This window comes from Planococcus sp. 107-1 (assembly GCF_021513255.1).
Classification (GTDB): domain Bacteria; phylum Bacillota; class Bacilli; order Bacillales_A; family Planococcaceae; genus Planococcus.
In genome coordinates, this window is the sequence record NZ_CP090977.1 from 3,212,502 (window position 1) to 3,230,963 (window position 18,462).

Below are 18,462 nucleotides of genomic sequence, written 5' to 3' on the forward strand. Positions count from 1 at the left end.
AAAAAGAACGGCTTAAGGAATAATCCTTTTAGCCGTTCTTTTTTAGAGAATGCTTTTATTTCTGTAAATGCAGGACTTCATTGATAAGGATTCACTGTGACGCCTAAGGCCGATGCCCGCACCATCGGCATGTCTTCTAAAGTTTGCAGGTTCTCTTTCGTTCCCGTTACGACTGCACCGACGACTTGCACATCATCGGCCGTTAAGCGTTCGCCTTCACCTTTTAACAGGTCATGGATTCGTTTGTATTCGCTGTAATATTTACCGTTTTCAAGCGTCATCCCGTCTTGGATCCTATCCACAAACCCCTCTTCGCTTGTCGGCTGTTCTTCTTCGGTAAAGATGTCTTCGTCAAAAGAAAATTCTTCGATGCCATACACTTGATCTGAAAGTTCCGGGGAATTAACGAATTCCCCTTCGAATTTTTGATTCATCCGTTCCAGATCATCCGGGGAATACGTGTCAATCCAATACCATTTTAATGTGACGTCTTCCGGCAAACTTTCCCGGATTTCCTTGGGCGTATAGGCTTGGTCAAAAGACAAGGCGATTTCGGCGGACGTTTCTTCTGGGAAACTTTCCAATTCGCCTAGTCCATCTGCGAGTCCGGCATATTCCACTTCCGGATGATAAAAACCAAGCACACGCTGCTTCGTTTCCCGGTCATAATAGTTCATCAGCTCCGTTTCTTCGTCTTCCACTGTGATATAGGAATGGTCGCCGGTAAACCCGCTTGACCCCGCCAAAAAGGCTGTAGGTCATCGTCTCTTCGCTCCAATCAACCGGAATTCCTTCAATCACTTTATAGCGTTCGAACCTTAAAATGCTTTCAAACAAGCCATTGCTTTGCTGCTGAGGCCCCATCTCTTCAATATTCGGATCGGTGATCTGGCTGAATAATTCAATGTCCCGCAACGCATTGGATTCGTGCCATCTCATAATCGATAGCCAAGCAATTCCGGAAGCGATGGTCAATAAACCCAGAACTACAACAGAAATTAATACATTCCGAAAAACCGTTCTTCTTTTGGCTTTGTTGATGATCTTTCCAAATGAATCATTGGAAGGATCCTGCTTAAAAAGCTGTTCTAATTCTTTTTCTTTATGAGAACCTTTCATGTCTTGCCATCTCCTTTTCGTACTGTTCCTTAAACGCTTTTCTCGCTCGGAACAGATAGGTTTTGAGCGTCCCTAAATTCAAGTCCAGCATTTCGGAAATCTCTGCATAACTTAATTCCATTTCGTATTTCATGAGCAATAATTGCTTTTGGAGAGGAGGCAATTGATCGAGCACCTGCTCAATTTCACTTCTCATCTCTCCTTGCCGGACAAAATCTTCCGGCAAAAACGAGTCATCGACAAATTCAAGATTCTCGAAAGTCGTATGTATTTCTTTTTTCTGTTTCCGGCACAAATCGTAATAATGATTGACGGCTACCCGGAACAGCCAGCTATAGGCTTTTGCCCCGTCCACTGAATCGATGTACAGTATAAGCCGGTACACTGCTTCCTGCACGGTATCTTCCGCATCGCTTTTGCTCGCGCCGATCTTCATCAAATACTTAAAGATGATGTCTGTCTTTCCATGCAATGCTGCCATCAACTCTTCCCGAGGATTCAATTGCTCCCCTCCTTCCGCTTATAAGACATTTTCATTTGTAAAAAGTTAACATCGTTTCTGAAATTATTTTATGCCGTTCAGTTGAAGGCATAGAAAAAGGAGAAGCGAAGCTGCGAAGCTTCGGCTCTCCCTATCGGTTTTACTTTTGGAATAAAAGATAACAGGAAACTGTAGAGTCTTCTCTACTTTACCATTCGATTTACGATGGTTCATCTTCCTTTTTTTAGAAAAATGAAACTTTATTAGCAGTTAATATGTAGAGTAAAGAAAGAAGGAGATGAGCGATTATTAACAGCATTGCAGAAGCTAACATCAATTACGGAGATTGGGTTTTCACTTTCTTTATCTTATTCGGAATCATCGGGTTGATTCGGCTGATTTTGTTGGTAGTCAAATCTCGGAAAAAATCGACGCGATAGCTTTTGCGTCTACTTTTTCCGTGGCTTTTCTTCTATTCTTCCACAATCACTTCCAAAGCCAGGATATACGGGAATTCAGTAGTGGTGTCCACAGGCACGACCTTGACCTGGTCTCCTTCTTCCAGTTCTTCGTACGAACTGATTTTTCCGCTGAACTCAGTAATATCGGTAAGATGGATCTCCTCTTTTTCCGATTTCTCTTCATCTATCGTCACGATGAAACTCGTATCTCCTTTTTCCGCTACAGTTCCCTCGTAGTTTCCACAAGCTGCAAGTCCCAAAGCTAAAAAAGCCAAAACTGCGATACTGGCTACCTTCTTCGTCCTCTTCATGATCTCCCGCCTCTCTCTTTGGTTTTTCTTAAACACCTCTCTCACATTTTCCCTTCCTTTATCCAGCTCCAGATTTCACCACGGACTGTAGGAAGAATTCCATCCAATTTCGGAAAGGAAGTCATCAAACGGCGGGAGCTTTTTCTTTACTTGTCGGTACGGCAAAAGAATTTCTTCTCTGAACCTCTGAAATAAAGCCGAATCCATTTCAGGGAATTTCTGCTCCAATCCGAGTTTGCTTCTTTTGTCTATGGCGCTAAGTGCATCCACTGCATAAACCGTCATGACCGGGAATTCCTGCTCAAGAGCAGCGTAATTTGAATAAAAAGCAGTGATATAGCCATTGAGTTCAAAATAAGGTTCGTCCGGTTGAAATCCTCCCGTATATTTCCGCTCATGCTGCGGCATGAAAGAAGTGGCACTTTCGGTCTCCCAAATGCCGGCCATCATGGCGAATGCTGCAAATGCCGCTCGCCGGGTTTGGTCATCCGGGTCGGCAAAATGCAAATCATAGCGATGAAATTCGAATGTCCAGCCTCCATGGAAAGAAGCGGGTTCAAAAACCTTCAGAACATCTTCCACTTTTTCTGTAAGTGATTTCTCCTTTTCTGGCGCTTTGTTTTCGTCACTAAAAGATTCCGTAAGGATTCCCATAATGTCCAAGGTATCCAAGTTGCTGCCAAGATAACCGATCTGTCCATATGCGTTCACGGCTTGGGGTTCTGGCAGTCCGAGTTCAAGCGCTTGTTTATAGGAAGAAATCGCTTCCTCGTCTTTCGCCAGGATGTCGCAGCTCCAGGCATACTCATAGCGCAGCAATGCATCTTCCGGATCCGCGGATATCAGTTCTTCAAGAACATGGTGGGATTCGAACAACTTGCCTTCTCTTCGCAACTTTAAAGCGTGATTCAGAGAATTTTCCATTTCGCTCATTCCCTCTTTTGGTTTTCTTTCTTTTACGCATTGAAAAGGGCAAGCGTTTCATTATCCTGGAAATAAATCCAGAATAGTCAAACTTCTTATAGTATTTCCCTCTCGTTGCGATAGAATTAGCTTAGGAGGTGGCGGATGAAGAAATTTTTGCTTTCTATTTTAGGCGGGCTCTTAATAGGCGGCGTGCTGTCTTTCTTTTTGTGGGATTACAGCGCCCCAACGTTTGAAGTGATTAATGACAATGGAGAAAACTATTCCATCACAGAAATGGATTTTGATTTTGTGTTTAATGCGTCTTTACTGATTCTCGCTTTTTCAGTTCTTCTTTATGTGATCTGGACCCTTGTCGATAAAAAGAAAGACGAGAAATTTTTAGCGGAGTATGAGCGTGATAAAAAATCCGGCCGTTAGATGCATGAGGAGGGATTTTGATGGAGCTTTTGGTTTTAGCCGTCTATATCGCTTTGTTGAGCTTTGCGGTAAAACTGTTTGCCGGGAACAAATCGCACAGGTGGATTCATGCTGGCTATCTCACGGCATTTTTGCTGCCGATTCCTGTCTGGTTCCTTTTTATGAACATTGCCGGAAGAGTAACGGGCGGCGGCATTGGCGCGAGTGCAGGTGGCTTTGTCCATGCCATCGCAACTTCTATCGCAGGGTTTGTTTTTCTTTATATCGGTTTCAATTCGAAACGCTTTGAAAACAGCAGCCGTTAAAAAGTGGGGGCCGTTATTTTGATGGCTGCTGCATAGCACTCTTCCAGTTTTACTTCTTCGCCGAACCATTCCAGAAATACTTGTTTAATCATGCGTGCTGCTTCCTCGACTGAATGGATTTCTTTTAACTGTTTGGCAATATCCGCTATTTCCGGATGGTATTCGTCTTCAGGACATTCCATCGCAAGCAAGCCTATCGGATCCCATTCATTAATCACCCGTTTAATTTCATTGAAGTTTTCCATATTCTCTCTCCTTTTATTTTCATTTTATCAAACGATCAAAACGTTCAAGACAGCTGACCTGAACAGAGTGTACTCATTTTTGAAACTCTTCCATAAATAGCAGAAGGATAAAGCCTCCTATCAATAGAAATCCCAAAATCAACCAGATCAGCAGCAGCCCTGACACGGCCATAAATGCCTTTTCAAACCATTTACAGTTTAATAGCTTCATTTGTTCACCTCATTTTATCGGAATTCTCCTTGTTTAATGAAACGAAGAAAACCGGAAAAAGTTACAGCCCCGCAAACTGATGCCGCCATCAAATCCCCAAAATAAAAAGCTGCCATAGGCAGCTTTTATTTTTTGTTGAGTTTATTCAATTCTTTCTCCAGCCCGTTCAAGTCTGTGAATTCGATGACACTGATTTTCCCCTTTTGCGGCAAACTCGCTTTTCCTCGGTAATTGAACACGGAGGATTTCTTATTTGGATTCGTGTAAGTCACTTGGAAAGTGAAATTATACGATTTTGTTCTTTTCATATTCTGTTTGATTTTGATATTGGACACTTTTAAGCTGAAGTCCCCTGGATAGATGCTCGCCATGAACGCATCTCCTGTATAAGTGAACACATCATAGCCTTTTTCAGTGAAATAAGGTGCATAGGTTTTTTCCGTATAAGCCAATAAATTCAAGTTTGTCGGTGATTTCAAATACTCCTGGTACTGTTCTTCCGTCAAATCTTTCGATAGCTCTTTCATTGCTGCATTCCACAGCTCGCGGTACTTTTTATCCGGTCCGTTGAATTCTTTTTCAATGACGGTTTGAATGGCCTCCCGGTTGTCGAGCTTCACTTCCGCAGCTTGTACGTTTTCTGTGAGCCCTTTCGGTAAGCTGCTTAATACGAGTAGACAAGCCGCCACCAGTAACATTACATTTCTTACGTTCTTCAAAAGCCCCTTTTTATTTCTCTCCATCTTTCTTCCTCCTTGTTCACTCTTTTCTTTTAAAAGAGTTGTTACCCGAATAGACGGATGACTTTAAAAAAGGAGTCGCTTTTTAAAACTTTTTATTTTATTTCAAAAAACGATCGAGGAATGTGAAAACATCGTCGAGATTTTCTTTCGCGTTAAAAGGTTCGCCGCCATGAACCGCATCTTCGAACAGGTTGAACTCCACTTTGTCTTCGCCTAAAGTCTTCGTCAGCTCTTCTGCAAAATCAATGGATTGCTGAGCGGGTACATTCGGATCTGCTGAGCCATGCTGAATTAAGAAAGCCGGATCGTTTTTCGTGATATACGTTTCGGGATTCGCCTTTTCGACAGCATCCACTTTTTCGGCAATGCTGCCGCCTAAAAATTTGCTTTCAGGTGATTCGGCGTCTTTTCGCTCGCCTATTTTCGGCGCAATTCCCGATTCTTCAAACTGCTCATCCATCTTGAGGAAGTCGATCTGGCCGTACCAATCAACCACGGCCTGCACATCTGAAGAATAGCTGGCATTTGCCATGTTCTTGCTTTCCAATGCATCATCTTCCCCGCTAGTTCCTGCGAGCGCTGCTAAATGCCCGCCGGCACTGCTGCCCCATGCGGCAATTTTTTCAGGATCCAAATTATATTCTTCAGCATTCGCTTTTAAATAACGGATGGCTGCTTTTACGTCGCTGATGGCTGCGGGAAACAAGGACTCGCCTGACAGGCGGTAATTGACTGCTGCCACCGCATACCCGCGATTCACACCTTCTAACATGGGTTCAATGTCTTTTCCGGTTTTATCCCCTTGCATAAAGCCGCCGCCGTGAATGGCTACGATCACCGGGAACGGACCCTCTCCTTCATTTGGCAAATAGAGGTCGAGTTTCTGCGTTTCCCAAGGACCGCCATAGGCTACATCCAAATGGGTATTTTCAACGAACGAAGCATCAAGGGCTTCATTGGAAGTTTCACTGGCTTCCACGGCCACATCGTCCACCGAATCGGGTGAACATCCCGCAAGCAGCGCTGCCAGCGAGAAGGATAAGACAGCTACGGCAGATTTTTTCATACATACAACACTCCTTTTTGTTTTGTCGGTTTTTCTATAACCAAACCATAACAAAACAATGTGGCACAAAAATGGCAGAAAAACGATGCAAAACGCACGTTTTCCTGCCGATCGATTTCATGCTTTTTTTAAAGTGATCGTAAAAGTGGTACCGGAACCCGGCTTACTGTCGACCTTGATTTTTTCGCCGAGCTGTTCCATGATTTCATGCGCGATGGCAAGGCCAAGGCCGCTGCCGACGCTTGTATGGGATAAGTCTTCTTTATTGAACCGCCCGAATATTTGCGGAAGAATCTCTTTTGAAATTCCCGGGCCGTTGTCGGCTACCGTAATCTCCGCTTTTCTGCCGATTGTTTTCGCATCAATTGTCACTTGTCCCTGGATTGGCGTGAATTTGAACGCATTATCCAAAAGAATCGTCAGCACTTGGACAATCCGGTCTTTATTGGAATAGACAGCCGGAAGGTTTTTGGCTTCCTCGGTTATCCGGAACCGCAGTTCCATATCGTCTGCTAATATTGCAAAAGGCTCTGCGACTTCCTCAAGAACTTCGTTGGCATCCACTACCGATTTTGTGAAAGCCGTCTTTTTATGCTGAAGCCGCGACAGTTCCAGCAAATCCGCAATGAGCTTTTCGAGACGCGCACTTTCCCTCAAAATGATGCTGTAGTACTGATCCACTTTCTGCGGGTCCGTTACGACATGATCCGATAAGGTTTCCGTCAGGGCTTTTATAGAAGCAAGCGGTGTTTTCAACTCGTGGCTGATGTTCGCCACGTAGTCTTTGCGCATTTGCTCCAATTCGTTTTTCTGCCGGATAAATGTCCAAAGAAAAACGAGAATAATGATAGTCCCCACTGCCAATGTCACGAAAAAAACCAAATAGAAACCGTTCAATGCCGCTTGATAAGCGCGAGCTTCTTTCAACAGGTAGATCCCCCCGGTTACTTTTCCCCCTTCGGTAAGCGGCTGTCCAATGATGATGGCTTGAGAAGAGAAGCCCGGCACTTCCCGAATCTCCGCTTCTGTTTTTCCGCTGATGACTTTAGGCAGATGCGAAACGAGTTTTTCGTTCACTTGCTCGTCTTCAGCAACCGGCGGAACCCGTTCATCTTTGTAGACATCGATTTCCTTGCCATAAACGTCATAGGCTTTGATGAGAAAATCATCGGTCCTGCTGATTTTTTCGCCTTCTACCACTTCTTCCCCGACCAGGGAAAGCGACGGCTGAAGTTCTTCGAATTTGGATTCGATGAAATAATGCTTAATCGCTAAAGCACCGAGCAATTGGCCGGAGATGAAAATGGCTAAGATGACAAAGGCGATCCATAGATTACTGGAAAATAGCCGCTTCATAAGTTTGCCTCGAATTTATAGCCAACGCCGTAAATCGATTTAATGGAAAATTCCGGGGAAGCGGCCGCAACTTTTTGGCGAATGCGCTTGATCATCGTATCCACGGTACGGGTATCACCCAAATAATCATAGCCCCATACTTTATACAGCAGCTCTTCCCGGTTTATGACCGTTCCCGAATTTCGGACCAGAAACACTAATAGCTCCGTTTCTTTAGCAGTCAATTCCACAAGTTCACCATTAATGCGCACCTCGTATCCTTCTACATCTATTGAAAGATTGCCGCCCGTTAAACGTTGAGGGTTTTCTTTTTTCGGCTGCACCCGCTTCAAGATGGTTTTGATGCGGACCACCACTTCACGGGGCGAGAAAGGTTTGGTGATATAATCATCTGCCCCAATTTCGAGGCCAATAATCCGGTCGATTTCCTCACTTCGCGCACTCAGCATCAGAATGGGAATGTCGCTCGTTTTACGGATTTCTTTGCACACTTCCGTGCCGAACATTCCAGGCATCATAATGTCCAGCACCACTAAATCGAACTGGTTCTCTGCCAGGATTTGAAGTGCCTGTTCCCCGTCATATGCGGAAACACTTCCCATCCCTTCAGCCTGCAAGTAGGCATTGAGGCTCTCATGGACAGCAATATTATCATCACAAACCAACACCATTATGCGTGGATCCATCACCATACATCCTCCATTCGTCAAAATTGCTTTCACTGAATTTTATCCAAAGCCTTTATCTTCTATGTTTCCATATAATCAACTATAAATCAATCTTGTCACTTTTTTGCGCTTTTTTTGCGTATACAGCAAAGAAAAAAGGAACTTCGAGGTGAAGTTCCTTTCGACTTATAGATAATAAATTGATTTGATGAACTTGAAACGTTTTCTACTTCTTTAAGCCATTTTGTTATAATCTCGGATCTACAGGATCAGATTCTAAAGCAAGTGCCCCTAATACACATTCGTGGACCCGTTCAATCGTTTCCCCGTTTACATAGCGACTGATTCCCTCTATCCCCAAAGTAAATTCTTTTAAGGCTAATTTCTGCTTTTTGCCGGTGTTTCGGTTTTTCAATCTTATTAAATTAGCCGGTTCTAAATAATCCATGCCGTAAATGATTTTCAAATAGCGGCTGCCCCTTACCTTAATAGCCGGCTGCAACAGCTTCCCTCTCTGCCTGGCTATATAGAACTCCGGTTTGATAATGATGCCTTCATGGCCGTCTTCCGTTATTTCTTTCCACCAGTCAATCACTTCCGCTTCGCTGGCTTCATCGGAAATCATTTTGTATTCCGTCTCCACAAACAAATCAGAATGGCTGGCCAGATGCCGGTTCATTTCCATATGCCAAGTATGCGGCTTGTCGAAGAATGTCCGGTTACTGTGGGCAAGGATATGGAAAGGCGCAATTTGAATGGCCTCTACTGAATCGACATCCCAGCAATATTTTTGAAAAACGTCATTGAAATCTTGCGCATTTCCAAGTTTTTGTTCGTACTCCTCCAGCCAATGCTGCAATTCTGTGTTGCTTTTCGCAGCTGCAGCCAGCTTGTCTCTCAAAAACGTCCGGTCTAATAAGGCGTTCTCTGCTACATGCGCGTACTGGCTGCTGATTAATTCTTTGGCTTTTAAATTCCACGGCATGATTTCGGCATCCAATAGAACAAACTCAGTTTCTTTCTCCTCAAAATAGTTCATCCGCTTTAAATCCTCGTTGATCTGTCTCAACAATTGCGCTTCCGTTTCGCGGTCGAAAAAGCGCTTTCCGGTTCTCGTATGGATTGTCCCTAAAGAACGGATACCGGTATGCTTTTCGGAAGCTTCCTCGTCTTTGAATAAAAACAGAATAGCGCGGCTGCCCATATGTTTCTTTTCTGCAATCATGGTATGGATTCCATTTGCTCTGAAATACTCGATTGCTTCTTTTGGATGCTCCAAATAGTTTTCCATCGCAGAAGGATTTGGTGTTGGACTCATTGTTGGCGGAATGTAAACCAATTGCTCGATCGGAACCGTAAAATGCGACACTGTATCAATTGCCGGTTTCACCAGTTCTGGCGGAATCCGCACTTCCCCCAACTCTTCCGTCAAAACTGAATAACCTTTCAGGAATTTGGCAATATCGGGAGGATTCAATCGATTCTTTTCCCATTCTATAAGCGGATTATCAGGATGTCCGGAGTAATCCTGCTTTGCCTCGACTGCTGAAAATTCCCTTTCCGGGTATCGGTATGCCGTTAATTGACCACCGAAAACAACTCCTTGGTCGATATTGATCGTCTGATTGACCAAAAGCGGCTTCGGTTTCGGGTCATGCCCCCAGACAACCAATACACTTTTGTGATGGCCGATTGTCCAGTCTTTTCGGACTGGCCGCCCATTTTCGCGGGATTCGTCGGAATCTCCATAACGGCAGAAGTCACTGATGGTTTGGGATTGTTTGCCGATAAATTCATCTTTTATGCCTGCATGCGTGACGATCACCACCGGTACGCCGTTTTTCTGAAAGACGTAGTGGGAGGGAGCATTTAAAAGAAAGTCTTTTAATTGCTGTTTTATTTCCTGAAGCTTTTCAATTCCCACTTTTTGTTCGTATACACGGAATTCTTCTTCCACTTTTTCATCCCCATGGCTTAATACGACCTGACGACCATCCAGCCACCGGGCAATCTTCCAGCCATGATTGCTGTCAACCATCAGCGCAAGTCCTTTTTGGACATGCTGATAAAAGAACATCATTGTCTTAAGCGACTCAGGCCCTCGGCTCATTACATCACCGACGGAAACGAACCGGCGTCCTTCGGGGTGTATGTAAAACCCTTCTGAATTTTCTTCATACCCAAGTTTGGTTAACAGCTCTATTAGCTCCTCATAGCATCCGTGAATATCGCCAATCACATCGATGCCTTTATCGATATCCAGTTCAATCGGGTTTGTTCTCCGGAAGAATTCAACTTCTTCTTCTTTCAGTGTATGAACGGCTGTAAAGCCTTCTTTTTTAATAAAGCGCTTTTCATTTCTGAAGATCTGGTACTGCTGCTTAATCCGACGCTTTCCTCTCGGGTTGTCGCGTACTTCATCGCGGGCAGTTAGAATGCGTTCATTTACATCAAAGACGATTGCTTGAATGGGCACATGATTTTCTTTCGCCAGTTCAATGTATCTTTTACGGTCCTCAGAACGAAGGTGCGTTGCATCGACAAAAACCAGTTTATTTAAGCGGCATCTCGCTTTAATCACGTTGTCCATCAAGGTAAATGCCTCTTTTGACAGCTCCTGATATTCATCCATCAAACCATTCGCTTCATCTTGCGGCCGGTTTTTCCAGTCAATGAATTCCAGATCGCCAACCCTCATACGGAAGTCATCAGAACTGACCACTTCAGATGGCAGAACAGCCTTTTCCTCAATTTGTCTTTTTAGGAACGTAGATTTTCCGCTGTTGGACGGACCAATCAGCAAAACGATTCCTGCGTGCGGCAAGCCAATTCTCATCCTGCATTCACCTTCCTTCTAAATAGGCACATTTGCGTCGGCGCTCCCTGCTCCGGGTGTTCTTCGCCAATTCCTGTAAATTCAAGTTCATAGATTCCTTTCGTATTGCGTTCAGCACACCAGCTGCGAAATTCCGCCCGTGTCCATTCAAACCGATGGTCATCATGGCGGAAATGCTCGGCCATATCATAGATTTCATTGTATTCACGGTTAGGAGTCGTGACAATCAGGGATTTCGGGCTGTATAAATGAAGAAGTGTATCAAATACTTTCGGAAGCCGCATTTCATCAATATGCTCAATCACTTCGCATAGAATCATCAAATCTTTATCTTTTAAACGTTCATCGTAATAGAACAAAGAACCCCATAAGGTTTCCGGCTCAACGAAAGCTTCTTGGCCTTTCGCTTTTTCAAAACGTTTTTTCGCTTTGATAATTTCAACTTCAGAGGGCTCAACTGCAAGAACTTCTCTGACCCCGCTGACAAACCCTAATTTGACAGCCAGTTTCCCTTCGCCTGAACCAAAGTCCACGACCGTTTTGGGATGCAGCGTTTCTGCAGTTTCCGCAATTTTTTCATACCGCAATTCATTTAACCGTGATTTTTTCACAGGTTCCGCTTTCGGAGCTTCTGCAGTGGTATTTTCAACGAGACTGTATACTTCCTTAAAGCGCAGGGCTCGGCGGTATATCACTTCTCTCAGGGGGTGCTTTTCCAGCCATCCTTCGCCGTACCTCTCCAGCTTTTCAATCTCCTTCTCGTCAATGAAATAATGTTTGTAGTCGTCGATTACTGGAATCAGGACAAATAAATGACGCAAGGAATTTTGTAAAGTTTGGATTCCCGCCAAAGAAATCATGCGTACTTGGCTGCTTTCTTTTAAACGAAAGGAATAGTGAAGCTCCGGTTGGGTAATTTCCACTCCATAGCCCAGCGGTTCGAACAATTCTCTTAGTTGGCGGTCTGAAAGCGTTGAATTTACTGGCCCGAGTTCGAGCGTAAAGGCGAAGGGATGCTCCACCCATTCCATCTGTTCTTCTTTAGGCTGGCCATTTAAAGCAGTCCCCAACGCAGAACGGATTAAGGATAAAAAGATGCTGCTCGCTGCAAATTCCCGGTCGTTTATATAATGGGTGATGTCATACGAATTTGTTTTATTTTGAATCAGTCCAATCGGGTCCGGCGTGACAAAAATTGTTGCCTCCAGTTCATCTTCTGTGAACTTGCTATAGAAAAAGCGCACTAAGTGGCCTTTTTGATTTCTTTCATATAGATTGTTTGGATTTTTAGACAACAGATGAGAAATCGACTTCACATTTTCACCCGTTGCACGAATCGTCAATTGCATAATAAATCCCCCATCTCTCACTTCATATAAGATAAAACCAATATATCATATTAGCTGGAAATGATTTTATCGATGTCCATTTAACTCCACTCATTCTTTCACTTTTTAAACATGCTCTCATCATTTCATTTATATAAAACGAAAAAAGCCAGGAAAAAACCAATTTGAGGTTTCCTCCTGACTTCATTCGTTGGCTGAATTGTAAATCAGTCCATATACCGATGTTCTCTTAAACTGTTCAAGCTTTCAATTTGCTGGAGCAATCCTTTACCGATATTCGTTTCGCGGACCACTTTCCGTTCGAGTTCTTCATCGACCAGCCGCTTGACTGACAAGACGTCTGTTTCATTGGATAACACTTCTTCTTTCGAGTTGAACAATTGATGGGCAACGAGCTGCATGCCGTAAGAATTATACAGCAGCGTGTAGCCGGCAATCCCTGTAGTGGACTGATAGGCTTTCGAGAATCCCCCGTCGATGACAAGCATCTTGCCGTTCGCTTTGACCGGATCTTCTCCATCACGCTCTTTTACCGGGGTATGTCCGTTGATGATGCGACCCTGGTCTGGATTCAAATCAAATTCCTCAAGCATGCGGCGGCATACTTCCTCGTCTTCGCGCAAGTAATAGTACGGGTTTTTCCGTTCTTTATGCGTTTCTTTTTCCTTGATGAAATACCGTTCGAATGTTGTCATTTCGCGCTTTCCAAAAAGTGAAGAATTTTCGCCTGTCCACAGATACCAAATCATGTCAGTCGCAAAATCCTCGGTTTCTTCCGGATGGGCAAATGCGTGGCGCATATAGCGTTCGAATACATCCAAGAGCTCACGTCCGGCATAGGTCTTGCCTTCGATTTCCATCGCTTTCATGCTGCCGTCTTCATCCAATGGAATACATCCGTGAATCAGCAAATTGCCGTTGTATTTCAAATACAGGCTGCCTTTTTTCATGAGGAATTTCATATGGCGCGCCAATTTCTCCGACTGCTGGATTGAAAACAGCAATTTGTCGATCACTTGCTGCTCTTCTTCCAATAATTCATCCGGTTTTTCCGGATTGATGGTGGCAAAGCATGTATTTTCAAGCGAATAGGTTTTTCCATGGATGGTCGCTTCGCTTTTCTCGTAATCCACTTTTTCCAATAGCAAGCGGTCTTCCATGTGGAAGCACGGGCGGCGCTTGATGATCGGCGCTTCCAATTTAAACTGGATGATTGAAATCGCTTGATGGATTTTCGTAATCTGAAGCTGTTCCTGTTCGGTCAAGTTCTCACCGGAAATGCGCTTCGGACGGAATACCGGATTGTCCTCGTAGTATTTCTCCGCCAGATTCAAAAGCGGCCGCAAATTGATGCCGTAGACGTCTTCGATGATATCGAGGTTGTTGTAGCGTGCACAGATGCGGATGATGTTCGCCAAGCAGACTTTCGATCCGGCAAAGGCACCGATCCATAAGGCATCGTGGTTCCCCCACTGGATATCGACGGAATGATAATCGATGAGCGTATCCATAATTTTATGCGGATCCGGTCCCCGGTCGTAGATGTCACCTACGACATGAAGATGATCCACAACCAGCCGCTGCGTCGTATAAGCAAGGCCGATAATCAACTTATCAGCTTGTCCTAGTGAAATGATGCGTTCTAGAATCTTGTCGTAATAATCTTTTTTATTCTTAAATTCGTCGGTTTTATATAATAATTCTTCAATAATATAAACAAATTGCTTCGGCAAGGCTTTACGGATTTTGGAACGGGTATACTTCGAGGAGGCATAGGAAATAAGTTTCAGCATCCGTTCGATGACTTCAATATACCAATTCCGCAATTCCTGTTTGCTGCTGAAACCGCTCTTGATCATTTGCAGCTTTTCTTCCGGGTAATAGACCAAAGTCGCAAACTCGTTCAACTCTTTTTCCTGCATTTCGTTTTTGAAAAGGTCGCGGATCTTCACTTTCACGTTGCCGGAACCGTTCCGCAATACATGCTGGAATGCCTGATATTCGCCATGTAAATCACTGACAAAATGTTCCGTTCCTTTTGGCAAATCAAGTATGGCTTCAAGATTAATGATTTCGGTGACGACTTTTTCTTCCGTATCGTATTTTTGCGCCAGCAAATCCAAATACTTTAAATTTAACATCAGGAATCCCCCTTCAATTTTTCGTTCTGATGAATCTGAATCTGAGCTGTTCAGCAGAAATTCATTCTGTACGTCTATTTTAGCAGATATGGGACTGTCTTTAGTATATGTGTTTGCTTAATTGGAGAATATTGTTTCTATTCTATGTACAATTAAAATAATTCAAAATTCCAGATTCGGTACTATCTTCTTTGGAAGCAATCCAGTAGAATAGTCACAATGGTAATTATATCCTTTTTATTTCAAATAATTAGAAAAGAATCGGTGCAGTTTTGGAAACACTCAGGTAGAATAAAGAAAGTTTAGAGATTACGGATTTTTTAAAGAATTTATTTTAAAACAATGGAATTAGAAGTTTTTAATGAAGGGAGGGTTAATTTATATGAAGGATTTATCGTTGAAATTGGGGCAAGACATTTTGGCTTCTACCGCTCTTTTTGATGTTGTTAAAGACCCGGTCTTCCTTATGGAAGAAGATAACGGTTCTTTTCGCTACCTCTATGTAAATCCCTCCGCTTTAGCACTTATGCCGACGCAGGATCTCATCGGAAAACGAATAGAAGATGTATTAGATGCAGAACAAAGCCAGAATATTAACGGTTATCACCATGAAGTGATTGCTACCGGGGAATCCGTGGAATTTCTTGAAAAAGTGGATACAAAAAATGGCGTATTTATCGGTGAAACCGTGCTTAATCCGATATTTTCCGCAGATGGGCAGTGCCGCCATATCTTATCCATCATTCGGGATGTGACAGAACGGGAGTACAAGAAAAAAGACCTTCAAGTGACCCAAAAACAGATTGAAATTGAGCGGAAACGGCTCGATTCCATCGTTGAAAACAATGCAAATGCTGTCTTTGAGTTTGATGAGCAGAAAAAGTTTCTCCGCATCAATCAAAAAGTCACCGAAGTAACAGGGTTGACGGAAGAAGAGCTGATTGGCCAATCCGTCGTTTCAATGGTTGTTGAATCCTGCCTGGAAAATACGCTTTACCATTTTGACCAGGCGCTTCAAGGGCACGCCATTGACTTTGAGACAGCTATCTACAATAAAGATCAATCCATCGTTAATTTTTATGTAAATACCATTCCAATTGTAGTCGATGAAAAAGTGATTGGGGTCTACATAATTGCAAAGGACATTACCGAACAGAAAAAAATGATGGGTCTTCTGCAAGAAAGTGAGCAGCGCTATAAATCTTTATATGCTAATCATCCGCATGGCATCTTCACTTTTGACCGCCACGGTTTTTTAGAAAGTATAAATGCGGGAGCAGAAAATATTACGGGATATACGATCCAAGAGTTGAAAGATGGGGACTTTAGAACCGCTCTCATGCCTTTAGAAATGGATAAAGTGAAGCGGCTTTTCTATAAAACCGTCAAGACGAAGCAGCCGCAGCGCTATGAACTGAGTTTCCTCCATAAAAACGGGCAGCTTATTGATTTGCAGGCCATGAATATTCCGATTATCGTCAACGAAAAATTGGTGGGAATCCACGGAATTGCAACAGATATCACCGAAGTCAAACATGCCTATAATGCGTTGAATGAGACGAAAGAAAATCTTGAAGTCTTCTGGAATAATTCGGCTGATCCCATTTTCTTTATTGATACCAACGGAGATATCGTAAGAGTAAATCCCGCATTTGAAGAAACTTTCGGCTTTACGGAAGAAGAAATGGTGAACGGAAAAGGCACCATCATTCCCCCGCATATGCTGGAAGATCAACTTGCCATTGTGGAAAGAATTTCAAAAGGGGAAACGGTGAATTCCCACGATACCATTCGCATGACCAAGTCTGGGAAATCATTAAATATCATTTCTTCCTATTCCCCTGTCCGGAATGCAGACAAAGAAATTGTTGGAGCTACGATCATTTACAAGAATGTGACGGAATTGAAAAAAGCCGAAATTGAACTTCAAAAAAGCCAGGAAAAATACAAACTGATCACAGAAAGCACGTTTGATATCATCACCCTGGTCGATCTTTCAGGGCGGATCGAATATGTATCCCCTGCTTACGAACGTGTTTCAGGGTTCGATATCGAATCCTTTATCGGCAAACCCTTTACGACAAATGTGCATCCTGAGGACCAGGCGATTCTACGCAACAGCGTCTCTTCCGTCATTGAAGGCGGGAAACCGGCAACGATTGAAGTCCGTTTCCTGAACCAGGAAGGCCAATACATCTGGATGGAAGTTTCACCGACCCCTGTTATCGAAGATGGAAAAGTGAAGAAATTCTTCACGATTGCCCGCGATATTACAGAGCGCCGGAAACTCCAGGATAAAATTGCGAGAATGGCTTTTTATGACCATTTAACCGCCATCCCGAACCGGAGAACTTTTGACGAACGGCTTGAAAAAGCGGTGCTGGAAGCGAATCAAACCGGCAAGAAGGCAGCCATTCTAATGCTCGATGGACGCAAATTCAAAGAAATCAACGACCGTTTCGGACATGATGCAGGAGACGCCGTCATCAAAGAAATGGCTATGCGCCTGCAAGGTTCCATGGGGCCAGGTCAGACAGCTGCAAGGCTCGGCGGAGATGAAATGGGTGTCATTCTTCCTGCGATCGATTCTATGCTGCCCGCTGAAGAGATGGCGAAACGGATCATCCAGTCCTTTGAAGCCCCGCTTAACTATAATGGCGTCGATATTCAAATTGGTGCCGGCATTGGCATAGCCATCTATCCGGACCACGCGACAACTGAAAAACAATTGATTAAACGCGCTGACATGGCCTTGTATGAAGCGAAGAAATCGAATCGCAATGAGTACCGGTTCTATCGCTAAAAGGGGCCTTTTCTACAAATGAAGAATCCGGTGAAAAGTAGCATTTTCCGCCGGATTTTTTTATCTCCTCTTTTGTTTCATCTTCTCTTTCAGAATTAAAATTAATGATAACTACAATTATTTCATTGCTGTATCATTTTTGTATTTCGCCGATTGAAAGAAAATAAGGTGTTATAATTAGAACAAAAGCATAGCTTTGGATTCTCCAGACTTTTTTTAGTCACTTTCCGATGCGAGAGGAGAATACCTTATGAAAAAAGAAAGCATTCGCGCTCTTTTAGAAACGATTTGCGAATATAATAATGTCCGAATCACTCAAACGTTTACAAAAGAGGACGTAGATCAGATTCTTGTAAAATGCGTTCCAGATACCCAAATACTCGAACTGACTTACTTGCACACCGGAACCGTTGAACAATATCAATCGGTGACAGAAGCAGCAGAAGTCATCCACCAAGCGCTTTATTCTCCCGTCGTTGTTTAATTATTCTTTTGGAAGCTACTCATAAAACAGGAAAATCCGTGCCGAAAATCAGCACGGATTTTTCATTTGACGAAATATAGGTGAATTGGCCTTCAAGAAATAGTTTGCACTAGTGATTAATGTCCAATCTAAAAGGGAAACTATAAATAAACGAAAAGGCAGATACAAAGAGAGGATCTGGACAACTATGCCGACACGAGATGAAAATCATGATACGAAGGTGAGCCGTGCAATTGATGCCCTTGCCCTCAACCAGGAACAAGATGTAAGAACTAAAATTATTGATACCAGTTTGTATTCGGTTTTTCTCATATCTTCAAGCGACTCTCGTAACGAGTCTTGCCAAGTTCTATTGGTTGAGCATACCCCGGCAAAAGAACCGGTAGCTTTTGTTTTGACTCTAGAAATCAAGACATCCGCCACAAAAACGGAAATCCTGAAAAAAGTCGCTGCCGCTGTAGAAACACATTTCATAGAACCGAATCATGCGGTTTACTAACTTTTTATTTAAGCAAAAGCCGAAAGCATTTTTACATGCT

At 43.3% G+C, this 18,462-nt stretch carries 19 protein-coding genes; 5 read left to right on the forward strand and 14 right to left on the reverse strand.

What is annotated here, in order from left to right; translation table 11 throughout:
• Positions 1-77 precede the first annotated feature (77 nt).
• The 5 genes from L0M13_RS16720 to L0M13_RS16740 all read right to left on the reverse strand — a co-directional run bounded on the left by L0M13_RS16720 (position 78) and on the right by L0M13_RS16740 (position 3,296).
• Complete coding sequence (locus L0M13_RS16720; RefSeq protein ID WP_235197559.1) at positions 78-746, reverse strand: anti sigma factor C-terminal domain-containing protein; 669 nt, start codon at positions 744-746, stop codon at positions 78-80.
• The gene (locus L0M13_RS16725; RefSeq protein ID WP_235197560.1) at positions 664-1,119 is read right to left on the reverse strand and encodes a sigma factor regulator N-terminal domain-containing protein; all 456 of its coding nucleotides are present in this window, start codon (positions 1,117-1,119) and stop codon (positions 664-666) included. Before L0M13_RS16725 ends, L0M13_RS16720 begins: the two co-directional genes overlap by 83 nt.
• Positions 1,103-1,621 (reverse strand): RNA polymerase sigma factor, encoded by a 519-nt coding sequence (locus L0M13_RS16730; RefSeq protein WP_235197561.1) that lies wholly within the window; start codon positions 1,619-1,621, stop codon positions 1,103-1,105. The genes L0M13_RS16725 and L0M13_RS16730 overlap by 17 nt, the downstream gene beginning before the upstream one ends.
• A 451-nt stretch (positions 1,622-2,072) precedes the next feature.
• Positions 2,073-2,372, reverse strand: coding sequence for a hypothetical protein (locus tag L0M13_RS16735; protein ID WP_235197562.1), 300 nt, complete (start codon positions 2,370-2,372; stop codon positions 2,073-2,075).
• Positions 2,373-2,447: 75 nt separating this feature from the next.
• Complete coding sequence (locus tag L0M13_RS16740) at positions 2,448-3,296, reverse strand: hypothetical protein (RefSeq protein WP_235197563.1); 849 nt, start codon at positions 3,294-3,296, stop codon at positions 2,448-2,450.
• A gap of 144 nt (positions 3,297-3,440) precedes the next feature.
• Between L0M13_RS16740 and L0M13_RS16745 the strand changes: the two genes are divergently transcribed.
• Both L0M13_RS16745 and L0M13_RS16750 read left to right on the forward strand, forming a co-directional pair.
• Positions 3,441-3,716, forward strand: coding sequence for a hypothetical protein (locus tag L0M13_RS16745; protein ID WP_235197564.1), 276 nt, complete (start codon positions 3,441-3,443; stop codon positions 3,714-3,716).
• Between the two features lie 20 nt (positions 3,717-3,736).
• Positions 3,737-4,021, forward strand: coding sequence for a hypothetical protein (locus L0M13_RS16750; protein ID WP_235197565.1), 285 nt, complete (start codon positions 3,737-3,739; stop codon positions 4,019-4,021).
• On the opposite strand, the gene L0M13_RS16755 is transcribed toward L0M13_RS16750, so the two are convergent.
• From L0M13_RS16755 to L0M13_RS16795, 9 genes are all read right to left on the reverse strand, one after another.
• A complete protein-coding gene (locus L0M13_RS16755) occupies positions 4,018-4,266 on the reverse strand; it encodes a DUF1871 family protein (RefSeq protein ID WP_235197566.1) in 249 nt (82 codons plus the stop codon). The two genes, L0M13_RS16750 and L0M13_RS16755, sit on opposite strands and share 4 nt — an antisense overlap.
• Before the next feature lie 73 nt (positions 4,267-4,339).
• A complete protein-coding gene (locus L0M13_RS16760; RefSeq protein WP_235197567.1) occupies positions 4,340-4,477 on the reverse strand; it encodes a hypothetical protein in 138 nt (45 codons plus the stop codon).
• A 125-nt stretch (positions 4,478-4,602) separates the two neighbouring features.
• Entirely contained in the window at positions 4,603-5,220 is a 618-nt protein-coding gene (locus L0M13_RS16765; protein WP_235197568.1) for a hypothetical protein, read from the reverse strand.
• A gap of 97 nt (positions 5,221-5,317) precedes the next feature.
• On the reverse strand, positions 5,318-6,286 hold the full coding sequence (locus tag L0M13_RS16770; RefSeq protein ID WP_235197569.1) for an alpha/beta hydrolase: 969 nt from the start codon (positions 6,284-6,286) through the stop codon (positions 5,318-5,320).
• A 117-nt stretch (positions 6,287-6,403) separates the two neighbouring features.
• Positions 6,404-7,642 carry a sensor histidine kinase gene (locus tag L0M13_RS16775; RefSeq protein WP_235197570.1) on the reverse strand — a complete coding sequence of 413 codons (1,239 nt, stop codon included), beginning with the start codon at positions 7,640-7,642 and terminating at the stop codon, positions 6,404-6,406.
• Complete coding sequence (locus tag L0M13_RS16780; protein WP_235197571.1) at positions 7,639-8,328, reverse strand: response regulator transcription factor; 690 nt, start codon at positions 8,326-8,328, stop codon at positions 7,639-7,641. Before L0M13_RS16780 ends, L0M13_RS16775 begins: the two co-directional genes overlap by 4 nt.
• A gap of 229 nt (positions 8,329-8,557) precedes the next feature.
• A complete protein-coding gene (locus L0M13_RS16785; protein ID WP_235197572.1) occupies positions 8,558-11,146 on the reverse strand; it encodes a polynucleotide kinase-phosphatase in 2,589 nt (862 codons plus the stop codon).
• Positions 11,143-12,495 carry a 3' terminal RNA ribose 2'-O-methyltransferase Hen1 gene (locus tag L0M13_RS16790; protein WP_235197573.1) on the reverse strand — a complete coding sequence of 451 codons (1,353 nt, stop codon included), beginning with the start codon at positions 12,493-12,495 and terminating at the stop codon, positions 11,143-11,145. The genes L0M13_RS16785 and L0M13_RS16790 overlap by 4 nt, the downstream gene beginning before the upstream one ends.
• A 206-nt stretch (positions 12,496-12,701) precedes the next feature.
• Positions 12,702-14,636, reverse strand: a complete 1,935-nt coding sequence (locus tag L0M13_RS16795) for a fructose-1,6-bisphosphatase (protein ID WP_235197574.1) — start codon at positions 14,634-14,636, stop codon at positions 12,702-12,704.
• Between the two features lie 382 nt (positions 14,637-15,018).
• On the opposite strand from L0M13_RS16795, the gene L0M13_RS16800 reads away from it, so the two are divergent.
• The 3 genes from L0M13_RS16800 to L0M13_RS16810 all read left to right on the forward strand — a co-directional run bounded on the left by L0M13_RS16800 (position 15,019) and on the right by L0M13_RS16810 (position 18,422).
• Positions 15,019-17,439 carry a PAS domain S-box protein gene (locus L0M13_RS16800; RefSeq protein ID WP_235197575.1) on the forward strand — a complete coding sequence of 807 codons (2,421 nt, stop codon included), beginning with the start codon at positions 15,019-15,021 and terminating at the stop codon, positions 17,437-17,439.
• 250 nt (positions 17,440-17,689) lie between these two features.
• Positions 17,690-17,923, forward strand: a complete 234-nt coding sequence (locus L0M13_RS16805) for a hypothetical protein (RefSeq protein WP_235197576.1) — start codon at positions 17,690-17,692, stop codon at positions 17,921-17,923.
• A 187-nt stretch (positions 17,924-18,110) separates the two neighbouring features.
• Entirely contained in the window at positions 18,111-18,422 is a 312-nt protein-coding gene (locus tag L0M13_RS16810; RefSeq protein ID WP_235197577.1) for a hypothetical protein, read from the forward strand.
• Positions 18,423-18,462 lie beyond the last annotated feature (40 nt).

Coding starts and splice junctions, on each gene's coding strand:
- L0M13_RS16725 (WP_235197560.1), bottom strand. CDS start 1,119: ATGAAAGGTTCTCATAAAGAAAAAGAATTAGAACAGCTTTTTAAGCAG.
- L0M13_RS16735 (WP_235197562.1), bottom strand. CDS start 2,372: ATGAAGAGGACGAAGAAGGTAGCCAGTATCGCAGTTTTGGCTTTTTTA.
- L0M13_RS16740 (WP_235197563.1), bottom strand. CDS start 3,296: ATGGAAAATTCTCTGAATCACGCTTTAAAGTTGCGAAGAGAAGGCAAG.
- L0M13_RS16745 (WP_235197564.1), top strand. CDS start 3,441: ATGAAGAAATTTTTGCTTTCTATTTTAGGCGGGCTCTTAATAGGCGGC.
- L0M13_RS16750 (WP_235197565.1), top strand. CDS start 3,737: ATGGAGCTTTTGGTTTTAGCCGTCTATATCGCTTTGTTGAGCTTTGCG.
- L0M13_RS16755 (WP_235197566.1), bottom strand. CDS start 4,266: ATGGAAAACTTCAATGAAATTAAACGGGTGATTAATGAATGGGATCCG.
- L0M13_RS16760 (WP_235197567.1), bottom strand. CDS start 4,477: ATGAAGCTATTAAACTGTAAATGGTTTGAAAAGGCATTTATGGCCGTG.
- L0M13_RS16765 (WP_235197568.1), bottom strand. CDS start 5,220: ATGGAGAGAAATAAAAAGGGGCTTTTGAAGAACGTAAGAAATGTAATG.
- L0M13_RS16770 (WP_235197569.1), bottom strand. CDS start 6,286: ATGAAAAAATCTGCCGTAGCTGTCTTATCCTTCTCGCTGGCAGCGCTG.
- L0M13_RS16775 (WP_235197570.1), bottom strand. CDS start 7,642: ATGAAGCGGCTATTTTCCAGTAATCTATGGATCGCCTTTGTCATCTTA.
- L0M13_RS16780 (WP_235197571.1), bottom strand. CDS start 8,328: ATGGATCCACGCATAATGGTGTTGGTTTGTGATGATAATATTGCTGTC.
- L0M13_RS16785 (WP_235197572.1), bottom strand. CDS start 11,146: ATGAGAATTGGCTTGCCGCACGCAGGAATCGTTTTGCTGATTGGTCCG.
- L0M13_RS16790 (WP_235197573.1), bottom strand. CDS start 12,495: ATGCAATTGACGATTCGTGCAACGGGTGAAAATGTGAAGTCGATTTCT.
- L0M13_RS16795 (WP_235197574.1), bottom strand. CDS start 14,636: ATGTTAAATTTAAAGTATTTGGATTTGCTGGCGCAAAAATACGATACG.
- L0M13_RS16800 (WP_235197575.1), top strand. CDS start 15,019: ATGAAGGATTTATCGTTGAAATTGGGGCAAGACATTTTGGCTTCTACC.
- L0M13_RS16805 (WP_235197576.1), top strand. CDS start 17,690: ATGAAAAAAGAAAGCATTCGCGCTCTTTTAGAAACGATTTGCGAATAT.
- L0M13_RS16810 (WP_235197577.1), top strand. CDS start 18,111: ATGCCGACACGAGATGAAAATCATGATACGAAGGTGAGCCGTGCAATT.